Here is a 15,370-nt window from a genome sequence, read left to right on the forward strand (position 1 = left end):
AAAAAACCGTATTCGTTTAAGGACAAGAGAATACGGATTTTTCTTATTATATGAATAGTTTATCTTATAAAATATGTATTGAAAATGCAGCTAAAAAGTTGTATATTTAAAACATACTAATTTCATTGGATTAATACATTATTATTTTAAATATGAAATCATAAGGAGGTTATTCAAGATGGAAGCACTATTTATTATAGTGAATATCGCTGTTTTACTAGCAATTATAGGATTATTGATGTATATGCAAAAGAAACATGTTTCCTTTGCAAAGCGCGTATTCACTGGTATGGGCCTGGGAATCCTGCTAGGTATCATTTTACAGGCTGCATATGGGAATGGGTCAGAAATTATCTCGATTACAACTGACTGGTATTCTATTGTTGGAAGCGGGTATGTCCGATTGCTAATGGTCATCGTCGTACCGTTAGTGATGGTATCTATTATTCGAGCAATTATTAATCTGGAAAAAACAAAAGAGCTTGGAAAAATGGCAGGATGGATTATTGGTATTCTTGTGTCAACAGCAATGGTGGCAGCATTAGTAGGAATTGGTTCTGCCTTTCTATTTGACTTAAATGCAGAGCAAATTGAGGCAGGCCAAGCGGAAAACGAACGTGCGGAATCCATGGAAGCAACGTATGCGGAAATGGAAAATCAAACAACGCCACAGAGAATTTTAAACTTCATTCCAAATAATATCTTTTTAGATATGACAGGAGATCGTCCAACATCAACGATCGCCGTTGTTATTTTCTCAATTATTGTTGGGATCGCGGTTTTAGGGGTACGAAGAAAAAACCCGGAACAGGCAGATTTGTTCATTAAAATTGTTAATTCACTTTATGCAGTAGTTATGCGAATTGTAACACTTATATTAAGACTAACTCCTTTTGGGGTATTAGCTTTAATGACGAATATGGTTGCAAGTACCAACTTTGCCGGAATCATTGAGCTTGGTAAATTCGTATTAGCATCTTATGTTGCATTGATTGTCATGTTTTTCATTCATTTAGCTATTGTTGGAGGCTTTGGCTTAAACCCGTTAACATACTTGAAAAAAGTTATTCCGGTATTAGGGTTTGCCTTTACATCCCGCTCCAGTGCAGGAACGATTCCATTAAATGTGCAAGCACAAAGAGATTCTCTTGGTGTCAATGAAGGGGTAGCGAATATGTCTGCTCCATTTGGTGCAACGATGGGTCAAAATGGCTGTGCGGGAATTTACCCTGCCATGCTTGCGGTAATGATTGCACCAACTGTAGGTATTGATCCACTTTCTCCTGGATTCCTTCTGCAGCTCGTGCTTATCGTTGGTATTAGCTCATTTGGTGTAGCTGGTGTTGGTGGTGGAGCAACATTTGCCGCGATTATCGTCCTTTCGTCCATGGGTCTTCCAGTTGGATTAGCGGGTCTATTAATCTCGGTTGAAGCGCTAATCGACATGGGAAGAACCGCATTAAATGTTAATGGTGCCATGGTTTCCGGAACAGTTACTTCACGTGTCTTAGGTAACCTGGACACAGATACATTCAATGATAAAAATGCACAGACGGAAAAAATTGCGATTTAATATGGAGAGGCTGGGAAATTACCCTAGCCTATAAAATGGTTCCGAACATCGTTTTTGATGATTGGAACCATTTTTTTGTGGAGTAATTTTCTAGTGCTTGATTCTAAGAATGCTTTTTAATTGCATCAATCCTTCTGCCAGTAAAAACAGAATGCGTGTAAAATGCATAAAGCAATTTTCATCATCATTCATAGGTGGTAAGCACGTCAAATTTTTCATGATCTGAGTTAATTTTAAGGTGGAGGATATAAATTTCTAGATCTTGCGGTAAAACGAGTTGGTTCATGTATAATCGATAAACATAAGGCAGCCTCAAAAAGTTATCGTGAGGTTACACCAACTTATTAAAATATTATAGAAATAATAAGCGTGGTGTCCTCACTTATTTCATCATGGAGGGGCAATGCTTATTATTTTTGTTTACTTGGGCTGGGGGATTTGTTGAATCGATACAAGAGGTAACGTAGAAAGAATCTACGTACCCGAGTGAGCTTAGGAATCCGCTAACAGGTCACCTAGGAAGATTCTACGTGCCCGAATGAGCTTCAGAATCCACTAAAAGGTAACGTAGAAAGGATCTACGTGCCCGAGCGAACTTCAGAAACTGCTAAAAGGTAACGTAGAAAGGGGCTACGTGCCCGAACAGGCTTCAGAATCTACTAAAAGGTAACGTAGAAAGGATCTACGTGCCTGAGCGAGCATAGGAAACCACAATAAGGTAACGTAGAAAGGATCTACGTACCCGAACGAACTTAGGAATCCGCTAAAAGGTGCGAACGAGTGTGCTTTATAAAAATTTAAATCTCTTACACATCTTTTTCTCACTTTGAACCAAAAGAACCTCCAACATGCTTTATCCCTTTATCAGCTTAATCACCTTACTTAAGTCCTGGTTCTCTCCAGCCTCTGTATACGATGAGAATGGACAGCCTAATTCCTGGACCCGGGCTAATGTATTTTTTATATGAAACTGCTCTGGTCGTAAGTGTTCGTTTACTTCTTTCCAAAATAAGGGCGTTGCAACGGTTCCTTCTTTCGTCATTCGTGGTGAATATGGTGCAATGATTGTTTTATCTTTTCCATGCTGTATATAATCGATATACAGCCTACCATTCCGCTTTTTCTTCATTCTTTCCGTAGTAAATAAATCGGGATAGGCACTTTCTACCGTATAGGCAATCGCCTGGGTAAAAATAGCGGTATCATCATAGGTTAAACTGTTTTCAGGGATAGGAATATGAATTTGAATCCCTTTGTTGCCGGACGTTTTAACAAAGGATAGAAGCCCTAAATCATCCAAAATCGGCTTGATTACATTCGCTGCTTGTATTGCTAATGGAAACTCCTTTCTGCTTGGCGGGTCCAGATCAAAGACAATTTCCACTGGATTAGCGTTATCAACCGTTTGAAAAGGAACATGGTATTCCAATGCCCCATGATTGGCAAACCAAACAAGAGAATCCATGTGATTGCAAATCATTATTTTTTCACTTCCGACATTTTTGCTGTCAATAAAATCTGGGGCATAGTCTGGGAGATGCTTCTGATAAAAATGCTCATCCTCCACACCATCCGGGCATCGAATTAATGTTAAAGCACGCTTTTTAAAAGTGGGGAGCATATATGGACTGATTTCTCGAATATATGTGAGCAAATCTCCTTTTGTAAAGTGCGGGTCAGGCCAAAACAGTTTGTCGGTTTTTGAAACGCCAACACGTTCTGGTATCATGGCTAAATCGATTTGTAAGTTTGCCATAGAACAAGTATCAGCTGAAATCTTTGGCAGTAAAGAGACAAATTCAGGCTCACGAAGCTCTTCTTTATATAAATCAAGGGTATGAACCTGTGCACAAATAGCTGGTGGTAAGGTATAGCCTTGACTTGTTTTTTCTCCTTTCGTTAAAAATAATTGCTTCAGCGTTCCCGATGATTCATCATCCAGTCCATGTTTACATTTTCCGACTTCATGTATTTCCCCATTATGAAACACATTAAAGGAATAATACCCATTTTGATGATCATAGTGAGTGAGGAATCCTCGAATCGTTCGCCAGTTTTTGATTTTAAACCAGTCACGATGGCTCCTACCTGCTATGTATTTACTATTTCTTTTTTTAGCAATCATCCCTTCTCCCTTATAATCAAATATGATCTTCCACAGCTCATCCGGCTTTTCGTAGGATGAGACCATATTTATTCGGTGATTCCTTGGCAGCTTTTCGAATAATTCTTTTAGGCTTTGCTTTCGTTCTGTAAATTTTTCAATTAGAAGGGAGGCTCCTTTTATCTGCAGAATATCGAAGGCCATAAAAGCAGCCGGTCGCTGTTCTGCAGCTTTTTTAATCGGTTCGCTGTTTTTTAGCCTGCCACGTTTTTGCATCCATGAGAAATTTGCCTGAAACGCATTATTCAATACGACCAATTCTCCATCAAGTTTTAATGGAAGCCAATCTATGATGTTCTCGTGTTGTTTCTCGCAAAAAGCAACTATTTCCGGAAAATGAGCTGTTAAATCTTTATTATTTTTACTTGTTAAACGAACTTCCCCGTTCCTATCCCAGGTTAATACGCAGCGGTATCCGTCATATTTCACCTCATATAACCAGTCATCACCACGGGGAATGTCAGTGCTTGCGATAGGCTTCATGATTTCCATATCCATTTCTCCTTCCATTTATAAACTGGCTTAAAAGTGAAAAATTAATCAATCGGATAAAAATATAAGGATAACGCAAACTAGAAAAAAGCCTAGTTTACCAAAGGAGGTTTCACTCATGCATACGATGTGGAAGGGCACAATCAGTTTCGGTCTTGTCAATATTCCTGTAAAAATGCATGCGGCTACGGAAAATAAAGATGTAAAGTTAAGGCAGCTGCATAAAGAATGCAAGTCCCCTGTGAAATATGAAAAGGTATGCCCAGTCTGTGAACGGGAAATTGAAAATGATGAAATCGTGAAAGCATATGAGTATGCGAAAAATAAATTTGTTGTTTTAGATGAGGAAGATTTAGAGGCGTTAAAAAAAGAACAGGAGGACCGCGCCGTCGAAATTGTTGATTTTGTGAAATTAGATGAAATTGACCCGATTTATTTTGAGAAAAGCTATTATTTATCTCCAAATGAAGGTGGTGGGAAAGCGTATAGTTTATTGCGCAGCGCACTAAAGGATACGGGGAAGATCGGTGTGGCAAAAATGATGATTCGCTCCAAAGAACAGCTTGCCGTCATTCGGGTATATGAAAATGTGTTAGTTGCAGAAACCATTCATTTCCCTGATGAAGTCCGAAATGTGCAGGACGTCCCCAATGTTCCGGAAGAAGCCAAAATTGGTGAAAAAGAACTCGAAACAGCCAAAATGCTTATTGAGCAGCTAACTGCAGAATTTGATCCTGAAAAATACAAGGACGAATATCGAACAGCGCTACTGGATCTGATTGAAGATAAGAAAAATAATGAAGAAACAACAACCCCAGCACCAGCAGACAAGCCAGTGCCTGATAATGTAACCAACCTGATGGATGCACTTCAAGCATCACTCGACCGAGCAAAAAAGGACAAGCCAAAACCAAGACAGCCGAAACGAAAAACGAAAACAGTTGCCAAGAAGAAAAAAGCAACCTCCTAATGTCTCCTAACCGGGGACATTTTTTGTTTGTGGGTGAATAGGGTGGGGGATTCAGCCTTCGCGCGAATAATTCAGCATTCGCAATAATAATTCAGCCTTCCTCAGAATAAATCAGCTTTCATACGAATAATTCAGTCTTCGCGCGAATAAATCAGCTTTCATGCAAAATATTCAGCCTTCACACGAATAAATCAGCATCCCCGGAATAATTCAGTACACGCGACAATAAATTATCCCCCATGACATGAGGCTAGGCTACCCGACCTAAATTTAAGTCTGCTTTTAAAAGAAAGTACCGAACAGCGAAATGAAGAAAAGTTGTCCCATTAGAATTACAAGTTAGTCTCATTTTTTGCAATTATTACAGTCTATTTACAATCCGATAAAATGACGTTATTAGAGGTGAATTTTTACCAAAAAAAGAGTAAAGTGTGTAATACATGGAATTTTAGTGACAAGAGGGGAGAAAAAATGAAGAGAAATCCATTCTATGATAACGCAAAACTGCTTTTCATTTTTTTAGTAGTATTTGGGCATGTTATTCAGCCGTTTACCTTTGACTCAAAAGAAGTAAATACACTTTATTTATGGATTTATACTTTTCATATGCAGGCATTTATCCTGCTGTCCGGTTTCTTCGCTAAAGGTTCGGGAAGTAAGGATTATATAATGAAGCTTGCAAAGAAACTGCTGCTACCATATCTTATTTTTCAAAGCTTATTTACTGTGTATTTTTTCCTTATTGGTAATGACAGTTGGCAAGCGGGAATCTTTTATCCGCACTGGTCACTGTGGTTTTTATTTAGCCTGTTCAGCTGGCATATTTTATTGATCTTCTTTAAAAAGATTCCTGCAAAATATGGAATCTCATTGGCTGTCATTATTGGGTTATTCGTTGGGTATATAGGTGACATTGGACATACCTTCAGCCTGTCCCGTACCTTTGTTTTCTTCCCGTTCTTTCTGGCTGGTTATTGGCTGACAGAGAAACAAGTGATGCTAGTCAAGCGCCCGGCTTTGAAAATTGTATCCATTGCTGTAATGGTAACGCTGGCGATATCACTCTATTATGCACCTGAAATAAATTCAGGGTGGCTGCTTGCATCAAAATCCTATATTGATTTAGGAATGGTAGAATATGGTGGATTAGCAAGATTGCTGGTTTATATTACAGCTGCACTTATGACAGTCAGTGTGTTAGCATGGGTGCCAAAACGTGATTTTGGTTGGGTTACGAAACTGGGAACGAGAACGATTTATGTATATCTGCTACACGGATTTTTCATTCAATTCTTCCGTCAGTATGAAATGTTTGCGGTAAATTCCATCATCGATTTATTAGGTTTAGCCGTTCTGTCAGCATTAATTGTCATCCTGCTTTCCAGCAGACCAGTATTGAGAGTATCTCAGCCTTTAATCGAAGGGAAAATAACGCTTATGAAGCAGGCATTAAGTCAACATAATCGAAGCCAGTCTAATCCGTAAAACAGGACTTGGAAAGAGACTGCTAATAATGAAACTTATAGGTTGTTGTTCTATTTGTTTATTATAGTGCTCTTATATATAAACTGCCCCATGATGAATGGGGCTTAATTTTTTCTAAGCACATTAAGGTAAACCGAGCGGCCCAAGCTTTAAATCGAGCGACAGCGAAACTAAAACGCGCCACCCCGACTCCAAATCAAGCGCCGCCCCCAACCAAAAAAAGTCGTCCAGGAAAAGGAAATCCTAAACGACTTTTTGGAAAAGTTATTTAAAAAATAATATGGGCAATCAACGTAATAATCGGCAGTGTAATTAGCGTACGCAGCACAAAAATGACAACTAAATTCCAAAATGACACCGGGATCTTTGAGCCGAGCAGCAATCCACCGACTTCGGACATGTAAATTAATTGGGTTACAGAGAGTGCTGCAATGATAAATCTCGTTATTTCAGCTTCAATTCCAGATCCAATGATGGCTGGAAGGAACATATCCGCAAACCCTATTAGGATTGTCTCCGATGCCTCTTGTGCATAAGGTACTTGCATTAGCTCAAGTAATGGAATAAATGGTGCGCCGAGCCATTGGAAGATTGGTGTATACTCGGCAATAATCAATGCGACCAAGCCGAATGCCATTACAACAGGGGCAACCCCCATCCACATATCTAATATATTTTGTCCGCCCTCTTTGAAAAATTGATAGACACTGTTTTGTTTCTTTGCCCGGTTTAATGCACTTTTATATCCAAATGATAAAACTGTTTCACCCTCAGGAATCCATTCCTCTTCCACTTTTTCTTGGTCATTGATATACGTATCCGGCTTTCTGGATAAAGGCGGGATACGCGGCATAATTAAGGCTGCAGCAAATCCTGCAATGAGAATCGTTACATAAAACGGTAAGAACATGTGAGCCAGGTCCACTTCTGCCAGTACAACTAATGAGAAAGTGATGGATACAACAGAAAACGTCGTTCCGATTACCGTTGCTTCCCGTTTCGTATAGAATCCTTCTTCATACTGTTTACTCGTTAAAAGCACCCCGATGGTACCATCACCAATCCATGATGCCAAAGCGTCAATCGATGAGCGTCCAGGAAGTTTAAATAAGGGGCGCATAATTTTTGTCATCATCGTGCCAACAAATTCCAATAAACCGAAATTCATCAGCAGCGGCAAAAATAATCCTGCAAATAAAAAGACTGCAAATAATACATGCAACAGGTCATCCAGTAACAGCTGACCTGTATCAGGACCATATACAGCCTCTGTCCCCACCTGGAAAAATACCATCACTGCAAAAATGGCCGCTAGAACTCTCGTTGCTGCCCAGAAGCGATTAACCGTAAACAGCCTTTGAAAAAAGGGTGTCTTCGCAAATGTTTCGGGACGTATTTTTGCTATAACGGTTAATGCCGCTGTAATGACGATAATCATCATCATAATCGCCGACAATTGATCGGCCAGCAGAGCCTGAACTTCATTTGCCAAAAGAGCGATGGGAATCGTAAATCCATTATCAGTTGGAATGGGGGTTATAAATAAAAAGATTCCTATGATGGAAGGCATTATAAACTTAAGGTGATCTATTCGCTGAAATGGTTTCATGATGATAAATCCTTTCTATATAATAAATTCTTCTTTAAAAAGCTGCTTTTCCAATATGTGACATCCAACTATAAAAAACACGCAACTTAAAGTGCTGGTTTAATACGGATTATAATGTACTGAATTCAATAAGGCACATCGAATGATTATACATTAGGGTGAAAAAATATTCAATAACTTATAACACCACCCAAATTGTAAAAACTATATGTAATACGATATGACATAACAGTTATGTTTATTATTAAATTAATTGTCCCGCACCAAACACATAACGATGGGGAGTCTTTTAATGAATAGATTGAAATATAATTTCATCTATCGTTTTACGGTGATTGTATGGATGGTTATCAGGTTTATTGTTCAGATTTATTTTTTTCATTTCAGAAACACCATTTGGGATGAGAAAGCTAAAACAAAATGGAATGCACTTTTAGTGAAAATGGCTAAGGAATACCGAGTAAAAGCAGAGAGGCTTGGCGGAATTTTAATTAAAGGTGGCCAGTTTTTAAGTACGAGAACGGATTTTATGCCGGACGTATTTATTAAAGAACTGACAGAATTAGTGGATCACGTGTCTCCGATGCCATATAAGTATGCCAAAGATTTGCTGGAGGAAGAATGGGGGACGAGCCTTGATACGCATGTAAAAGCCATCAAAAAATCATCGATTGCATCGGCATCCATTGGAGAAGTATATCGTGCGATGCTGAAGGATGGAACAGTTGTGGCCATTAAAGTGCAGCGTTACCGGATAGATGAAATTTTTCATAAAGATTTTATTGCATTAAGAATGGTATTTTGGATTTTAAAAGTGTTTACCGGTTTTGGAAAGCGGGCAGATTTAAAGGCAATTTACCGGGAACTTGTGATGGTCATGGACCGGGAATTGGATTTTGAACAGGAGCTGCAATTTGCCCAGTATTTTAAGGAACGTTACCAGGAGAAGATGGACATCCACATACCTAAGTATTATGAAAGGCTAAGTACAAAGAAAGTACTTGTTATGGAATGGATAGAAGGTGCCAAAATAACGGATACAGTCTTTATAAAACGACATCAGATCGATGTGGAGTACGCCACAAAAGTTATCTTTGATTTTTATATGGATCAGTTTTTGCGTGCTGGGAAATTCCATGCTGATCCCCATGCAGGAAATATTATGATACAAGAAAATGGACGAGTGGCAATCCTTGATTTTGGCATGGTTGGCGAGATCAAACAAAAAGATATTGAGCATTTTAAGTTATTTGTACAAGGTTTCATTATCGAAAATTATGATATGGTCGTGGATGCCCTCTATAAAATGAATTTTATATTGCCTAATGCGGATAAGCGGAAACTGAAAAGGGTCATTGAAGAAACGATAGAAATATATTCCAATGGGTCGTTAAAAAACTTGGACGCAAAAGTAATGAAGCACATTAATGAAGAAATTAATATGATTATTAAAGATGAGGCAATTCAGCTACCAGCAAATTACGCGTATTTACTAAGAGCCGTCTCTATTATTGCGGGAGTCATTTTTGCCATTAATCCGCAATTGGACATCATTAAATGGGCTAAGCCAAAAATCAAGGACTGGTTTGGCAGAAAAAGCATTGTGGAATCAGTGACAAAACAGTATGCCAAAAATGCTGCAGAACCACTTTTATCTTATCCAAGAGCATTACTTACCTTCCTGGAAAGTGGGGAAAGGGATAGGAAGTGGGACAAGGAAAAACATTATATGGATTTAAAGCATCAATTTTATTTACTTTTAGAGATCATATCCTTTATCATGGTAGTAACAGGAATATTTATTTGCCTTTATGGTTTGAGCATGGGAATGGAAATGACAGGAATAATTGGTTTAATTGTCACAGGCATTTTTACTGTATTAGTTGGTATCATTATAATGTTTCATTATCGGTTGATACGTCATAAACGGTAAAGGAGGTTTCGGCAATGAGCGACTATTTGAAAAAAGGATTTTTACTAGGTATTGGTGCTGCTGTCAGTGGAAAAGAAAAGCTGGAGCAGAAATTAAAAGAACTTGTTGAAAAAAACGAGATTACCCAGGAACAAGCAAAATCAGTGATGGATAATTTTATTGAAAAAGGCGACACCAAAAAACAGGAATGGACTTCCAAACAAAAAGAACAAACACAGAAATGGGCCAGAGAAATTGGCCTTGCCACGAAAGAAGAAGTGGATGAACTAAAAAAACGAGTAAGTGCCCTGGAAGAAAAGCTTTCAGATGAAAATAACCCAATAGAAGAAGAGTGAGCAGCATGTTTCACTCTTTTTTTTACATTAGTAATAGCTAAGATATTACAAAAACACCCGATTTTAAAAACGAATGTTTACATGTTAAGAAATGATTAAAGCCTCTTTTTGGAGAGGTTTTGTTGTTATGAATTGATATAAACTTCGAACTAAATGAGAGTAGTTTATTACCGGAGCGGTAGGTACAACACCAACTTAGCATCTGAACTTAGTTCGCGTTTATATCAAATTCGAAATAAATTTTTTTGCAAAATGTAATAGACCCCATTAAAAGTCCGAACTAATTCGAATTTTATAGTAGAATAATATAGTGCTTGTTTCTTTTTGATTAAAATGCTTTTGTCCTACTTTCTAATACTCATAAGATAACTACACATTTGCTAAATACTTGATGACACCAAGTTCTCTAACACGTAAGGCATAGAAGTATCCATATTGATTATTTTCAATAAAATCTAACAATTTAAAAATATCTGTTGATTTCTGGAAAAACTATAGTATAATGGAGTAAAATAAGACGAGTTGTTCAATATGGAGGGGTTATAGCGGTATGGAGAACATTTTGCATTTATATGATGATGCGAGAAAGCAGCTAGGGAGACAGTTGCGGGAAGAGGAAGTTAATTTTTTGCAATGGATGTACAATCGCTATTCAGAAGAACAACAAAGCGGATGTGTAAAGAATTCAAAAGAAGCATATTCAAAGGCATAAAATAAAAGTACATATTTATGTAAAATAGTACATAAATATGTAAGCGTTTTACAAAAAATTTACCTTGAGGAGGTATCTCAGGGTGTCAATTTTGTATTATTTGGCATATAAAAATCTAACTTCACTCAGGTTTGAAATAAAAGGTTTGATAATTATCTTGAAATAACTGGAGCAAGCGTTAAACAAGGCGATCAACAAAACGATCGTCTTTTTCTGTAATAAGATGAATCTTGGCAATAAAGAGCTTAATATTCCACTATTGGAGGGCACTTGTTATAAAGAAAGTGGAGTTTTTGGTAGAACGCTCAAAGAATAAAAGCCAAATCCTGGCAGGACATTGATGAATCAGAAAGTGATAATAAACCGTTGTCCGAAGAAGAAATAGAGCAATTAGGAAGTAAAGAAGGATATATTTTAGGGGATGGTACAAAGCGTGAATTTGGACTACAAATTGATTTGCCATAAGTCCGGAGTTAAATTCATAGCAAAGTTAGATAAAGCCTCTCAAGAAAGAATTGTGACTGGGTAGATATGAAAAGGAGAGGCTTGAAATAACTAGCCTAATATTACTTGAAATGGTTCAATCACCGATTTTTGATGATAGGAACCATTTTTCGTTTAAGAACACTTATTAATTAACTGTAAAAACATAACTACAACTATGTTTATTTCACCATTATCTTCACTTTACCAATTCTTATTCTTTCCAAATAAATCATGTTATAATGAAACCGGTGAAAATTAAGTGAGTTAAGGAGCGGTCCGTAATGGCGGTGGCAAATGAAACGATTATAAAAAAGATGTTTAATGAACTGAACGAAGCCAAGGGAAATCAGCATAATCATGATAAATTGGTAAAGCACATAGCGAATGTAAAACTGCTCTGTGATTTATTTCTGGAGGAAGATGATAAAGAAGCTATGGTCAAGCCTGTTCAAAATAAGGAGCAATTCTCCCAAGCGGAATTGAAAGCTATGATTGGGGAGCAGGAAGCAGTTAAAAAAATTCAGAAGGAACAATCGAAAAAGCTTCAGACCATTAATCACGAAGAAGCAAATGGGTCTTCTATTTTTGACTTTTAAATAGAAAGGTGAAAAGAGGATGAAACTATTTTTAGTATTAGGAGCGGTGAATGGCTTTTTAGCTGTAGCGCTCGGAGCTTTTGGAGCACATGGCTTAGAGGCCAGACTTACGGAGAAGCAATTGGGGACGTGGAATACTGCGGTACAGTATCAAATGTTTCATACGATGGGATTAATTGCAGTTGGCCTTTTACTGGCAAAATTTCAAAGTGGTTCCTTAACATGGGCTGGCTGGATGTTCTTTATAGGTATCGTAATATTTTCTGGCAGTCTATATATCTATTCGACAACGGCGGTAAAGACGTTTGCGATGATTACTCCGATTGGCGGGGTAGCATTTTTAATTGGGTGGGTATTGCTTGGAATTAGTGTCATCCGTTATCTATAAAGGTTTATAAACGAATCAGGATATACGTTGTGAAAATAAAGATGACTGCTGCGCGCAGTACTTGTTTTCCGGTATGTGCTGTATGGCCTTTCTGCCAATAAATAAGTGCATCACATATTAAACTTACACATACAAGGTAGAAGGTTAAGAGCATTAGGGTAAGATATCCTTGCACCATGGCAAGCAAGCCAAAAAAACCAGCAATCGCAATAGATAGGATTTCAATCAGCGTTATTTTTTCTGTTGGACTTCTCATCGAATCCCCCTCTTTGGAATAAATGAATCAGTGGAGGGTTATCCCCCATTGATTGTTAGATGGACGAATGAATCACGTGAGAAATAGGATGATTACACGTCATTCGTCTCGTCCGTTAAACGTGTAAAGAAAAGGATGACACAGGATAAAGGTGTCATCCTTTTGTGTTTATCTGCCTTTATCTAGGCTGGTAAGTGCTTAGCTGTCCCCCTGCAAATGGGTATTCATAGTTAATTTCCTCATCAAACACAACATAATCGAGATAAACCATAAGTAATAAGTAACGTCTTCCAGTGTCCGGGTCACTAAGGATAATATGGTCTCTGCCTGCTGCTTCAATAATGCCAGTAAATGTCATGGCATTCCACTCGGTATTGTTTTCAAAAGTCATGTATACCGTAACAAGCTTACCTTTGTTTAAGCGTAGAATGTTTTCAATATAGGATTGCTGAAGTGGCAGCATCCCAGGCACTTCGGAAACTGGTTGCTGCTGTTGGGTTTGTGTCGGCTGTGGCTGTTGCTGGACTGGCTGAGTTGGTTGGGCTGGTTGGTTTTGACCTTGTTGATATGGGTATCCAGCATAAGCTCCTGCAGGATATTGTCTCATCCCATAAGCTGGATAAAAATAATACGGATAAGCTGGAGTCGGATAGAAGCTCCCATACGGTTGATAAACATTATTCTCAGACATTAAAATTCCTCCCCTTTTTTGATGCTTTTTGGTGCCTGTCACTTCCCGAAATTTGTCGATTGGTGTCTTAGTTTCGGAAAGGTTTCTTATTCCTATTCTTTTATCTTTAGACTGCTGGGCAGTCAATCAAGCAGTGTTCGAAAAAATGGTTTAAGAATCTCTGGTTTTTCATTCATTTTGGATTCATCAAACATACTAAGGTCGTCTACGTTTCCCTGTATCCCTGTCAAAAGACCGCCTTTATGCTATTAATTCCTATCTAATAAAATATCACCTCAGTTTAAAAAGGGATGCTTTTCCATGGAGATTCATCGTACTTTCACCCAAAAATAACTCCTCTTTCTGCCCAAAATCTAGGATGCTAGACTCAATATTTATATGTATGTAAATACCCAGAAAAAGATGACTAAAAAAAGACTTTCCGTTATAAACAGAAAGTCTTTTGTCATAAATGAGTCTACTATAGAAAATCGCGAACAGAGTTTCATCTGTTCTTTAATTTCCGCATATTACAATGAAAAATAAGTATCCACGTCGTCTTTTGGTAGGTAATTTCCGACCAGGAAGTCACCGAATTCCGCGTATTTGGAAGTTACTTCATCAAAGCGCATTTCGTAAACAATTTTTTTAAATTGTAATGGATCGTGAGCAAATAGGGTTACGCCCCATTCCCATTCATCTAAACCAATAGAACCGGAAATGATTTCTTTCACTTTTCCTGCATATTTACGACCGGTCATGCCATGTTCATAAAGCAGTCTAGTTCGTTCCGCCTTATCAATGGCAAACCAGTTTGCATCTTTCCAGCGGCGGCGTGCCATTGGATAGAAGCAAGCATGTTCCCATTTAGGAAGAATTGGTTTAAGGAGTGCCTCTACCTTAGAATTCAATTCACGGTCTCTTCCTTCATCCATCGGGTTGTGCATCGTCTTTTCCACAATAGACACATAGGAGTAGCCAGGAATCAAATAGTCACCAATTTTGGACTTATTCAATTCTCTTTGAATCTCTTCCAGCACGTCCATTGTCGGTCTTAGAAAAATAAAGATTAAATCTGCCTTATTTCCAACTACTTTATAAATGGATTGGCTTCCGTTCTTTTGTTCTTCCACAGCTTCCCATTTGGAGATTAATTCTTTAAATTCTGCCACAGCTTCGGTTCTTTCTTTCTCATTTGCCACTTTCCAGGAAGCCCAGTCAAACACGCGTGAATCATGTAGCATACACCAGCCATCCATTGTTACTACTGCTTCTGCTGCCATTTATTTATTCTCTCCTTTATCATTCGAAAATATTTACTATAAGAGGTTGTTCAAAAAGTCCGGTGAAAAAGGTACATCACATTTCTGTTGGCTCACTTATCCATTGCCCGGTATGGTCAGGAACTTCTGCTAAACTTGCCATCCCCCTTAAAAAAATTTCGTGGAGTTGGTCATTGCCCGAATATTCCCTGTCCTTTTGCAACGTAGAAGTGATCACCTCGAACGGCCCTTTCTAACCTAACATTTGAACACGCACTATAACATTATATTTTTACTATAGCATAATTGGGGTAACCTATTCACATGGAAGGGTTGTCAATCAATGTAATTTTAATGGATTGTCAATTCTTTGTCAAAATTTGTAAGATAACATAGACAATTTCTTTAAATTGGGTATGGATTCATTTATGATAGTATT

General features: G+C 38.0%; 13 protein-coding genes. 8 read left to right on the forward strand and 5 right to left on the reverse strand.

The annotated features are described in order from the left end of the window. Window positions 1-178: 178 nt before the first annotated feature. Entirely contained in the window at window positions 179-1,573 is a 1,395-nt protein-coding gene (locus GMJ66_RS10025) for an L-cystine transporter (RefSeq protein ID WP_156290179.1), read from the forward strand. 853 nt (window positions 1,574-2,426) lie between these two features. Here GMJ66_RS10025 and GMJ66_RS10030 read toward each other — a convergent pair. Beyond that, window positions 2,427-4,229 carry a DNA ligase D gene (locus GMJ66_RS10030; protein WP_156290180.1) on the reverse strand — a complete coding sequence of 601 codons (1,803 nt, stop codon included), beginning with the start codon at window positions 4,227-4,229 and terminating at the stop codon, window positions 2,427-2,429. A 118-nt stretch (window positions 4,230-4,347) separates the two neighbouring features. On the opposite strand from GMJ66_RS10030, the gene ku reads away from it, so the two are divergent. Continuing rightward, window positions 4,348-5,199: a non-homologous end joining protein Ku gene (ku, locus tag GMJ66_RS10035; RefSeq protein WP_156290181.1), complete on the forward strand. Its 852-nt coding sequence runs from the start codon at window positions 4,348-4,350 to the stop codon at window positions 5,197-5,199. Between the two features lie 471 nt (window positions 5,200-5,670). Next, window positions 5,671-6,684, forward strand: a complete 1,014-nt coding sequence (locus tag GMJ66_RS10040) for an acyltransferase family protein (protein ID WP_156290182.1) — start codon at window positions 5,671-5,673, stop codon at window positions 6,682-6,684. A gap of 268 nt (window positions 6,685-6,952) precedes the next feature. On the opposite strand, the gene GMJ66_RS10045 is transcribed toward GMJ66_RS10040, so the two are convergent. Next, complete coding sequence (locus tag GMJ66_RS10045) at window positions 6,953-8,293, reverse strand: YjiH family protein (protein WP_156290183.1); 1,341 nt, start codon at window positions 8,291-8,293, stop codon at window positions 6,953-6,955. A 292-nt stretch (window positions 8,294-8,585) separates the two neighbouring features. Between GMJ66_RS10045 and GMJ66_RS10050 the strand changes: the two genes are divergently transcribed. From GMJ66_RS10050 to GMJ66_RS10070, 5 genes are all read left to right on the forward strand, one after another. Beyond that, window positions 8,586-10,226, forward strand: a complete 1,641-nt coding sequence (locus tag GMJ66_RS10050) for an ABC1 kinase family protein (protein ID WP_156290184.1) — start codon at window positions 8,586-8,588, stop codon at window positions 10,224-10,226. 14 nt (window positions 10,227-10,240) lie between these two features. Continuing rightward, the gene (locus GMJ66_RS10055; protein WP_156290185.1) at window positions 10,241-10,561 is read left to right on the forward strand and encodes a phasin family protein; all 321 of its coding nucleotides are present in this window, start codon (window positions 10,241-10,243) and stop codon (window positions 10,559-10,561) included. Between the two features lie 550 nt (window positions 10,562-11,111). Further along, window positions 11,112-11,273: a hypothetical protein gene (locus tag GMJ66_RS10060; protein WP_156290186.1), complete on the forward strand. Its 162-nt coding sequence runs from the start codon at window positions 11,112-11,114 to the stop codon at window positions 11,271-11,273. Window positions 11,274-12,040: 767 nt separating this feature from the next. After that, window positions 12,041-12,355 (forward strand): YwdI family protein, encoded by a 315-nt coding sequence (locus GMJ66_RS10065; protein ID WP_156290187.1) that lies wholly within the window; start codon window positions 12,041-12,043, stop codon window positions 12,353-12,355. A 19-nt stretch (window positions 12,356-12,374) separates the two neighbouring features. Beyond that, window positions 12,375-12,743, forward strand: a complete 369-nt coding sequence (locus tag GMJ66_RS10070) for a DUF423 domain-containing protein (RefSeq protein ID WP_156290188.1) — start codon at window positions 12,375-12,377, stop codon at window positions 12,741-12,743. 4 nt (window positions 12,744-12,747) lie between these two features. Here GMJ66_RS10070 and GMJ66_RS10075 read toward each other — a convergent pair whose 3' ends face one another. The 3 genes from GMJ66_RS10075 to hemQ form a co-directional block, all read right to left on the reverse strand. Next, entirely contained in the window at window positions 12,748-12,999 is a 252-nt protein-coding gene (locus tag GMJ66_RS10075; RefSeq protein ID WP_156290189.1) for a hypothetical protein, read from the reverse strand. A 178-nt stretch (window positions 13,000-13,177) separates the two neighbouring features. Then, the gene (gene gerQ / locus GMJ66_RS10080; protein ID WP_156290190.1) at window positions 13,178-13,690 is read right to left on the reverse strand and encodes a spore coat protein GerQ; all 513 of its coding nucleotides are present in this window, start codon (window positions 13,688-13,690) and stop codon (window positions 13,178-13,180) included. Between the two features lie 509 nt (window positions 13,691-14,199). Then, window positions 14,200-14,952 (reverse strand): hydrogen peroxide-dependent heme synthase, encoded by a 753-nt coding sequence (gene hemQ, locus GMJ66_RS10085; RefSeq protein WP_156290191.1) that lies wholly within the window; start codon window positions 14,950-14,952, stop codon window positions 14,200-14,202. Between the last annotated feature and the right edge of the window lie 418 nt (window positions 14,953-15,370).

It is taken from the genome of Oceanobacillus salinisoli (genome assembly GCF_009733865.1).
Lineage (GTDB): Bacteria > Bacillota > Bacilli > Bacillales > Amphibacillaceae > Oceanobacillus > Oceanobacillus salinisoli.

Excerpts from the sequence above, each read along its gene's own strand:
- GMJ66_RS10025 (WP_156290179.1), top strand. The coding sequence starts at position 179 with ATGGAAGCACTATTTATTATAGTGAATATCGCTGTTTTACTAGCAATT.
- GMJ66_RS10030 (WP_156290180.1), bottom strand. The coding sequence starts at position 4,229 with ATGGAAATCATGAAGCCTATCGCAAGCACTGACATTCCCCGTGGTGAT.
- ku (WP_156290181.1), top strand. The coding sequence starts at position 4,348 with ATGCATACGATGTGGAAGGGCACAATCAGTTTCGGTCTTGTCAATATT.
- GMJ66_RS10040 (WP_156290182.1), top strand. The coding sequence starts at position 5,671 with ATGAAGAGAAATCCATTCTATGATAACGCAAAACTGCTTTTCATTTTT.
- GMJ66_RS10045 (WP_156290183.1), bottom strand. The coding sequence starts at position 8,293 with ATGAAACCATTTCAGCGAATAGATCACCTTAAGTTTATAATGCCTTCC.
- GMJ66_RS10050 (WP_156290184.1), top strand. The coding sequence starts at position 8,586 with ATGAATAGATTGAAATATAATTTCATCTATCGTTTTACGGTGATTGTA.
- GMJ66_RS10055 (WP_156290185.1), top strand. The coding sequence starts at position 10,241 with ATGAGCGACTATTTGAAAAAAGGATTTTTACTAGGTATTGGTGCTGCT.
- GMJ66_RS10060 (WP_156290186.1), top strand. The coding sequence starts at position 11,112 with ATGGAGAACATTTTGCATTTATATGATGATGCGAGAAAGCAGCTAGGG.
- GMJ66_RS10065 (WP_156290187.1), top strand. The coding sequence starts at position 12,041 with ATGGCGGTGGCAAATGAAACGATTATAAAAAAGATGTTTAATGAACTG.
- GMJ66_RS10070 (WP_156290188.1), top strand. The coding sequence starts at position 12,375 with ATGAAACTATTTTTAGTATTAGGAGCGGTGAATGGCTTTTTAGCTGTA.
- GMJ66_RS10075 (WP_156290189.1), bottom strand. The coding sequence starts at position 12,999 with ATGAGAAGTCCAACAGAAAAAATAACGCTGATTGAAATCCTATCTATT.
- gerQ (WP_156290190.1), bottom strand. The coding sequence starts at position 13,690 with ATGTCTGAGAATAATGTTTATCAACCGTATGGGAGCTTCTATCCGACT.
- hemQ (WP_156290191.1), bottom strand. The coding sequence starts at position 14,952 with ATGGCAGCAGAAGCAGTAGTAACAATGGATGGCTGGTGTATGCTACAT.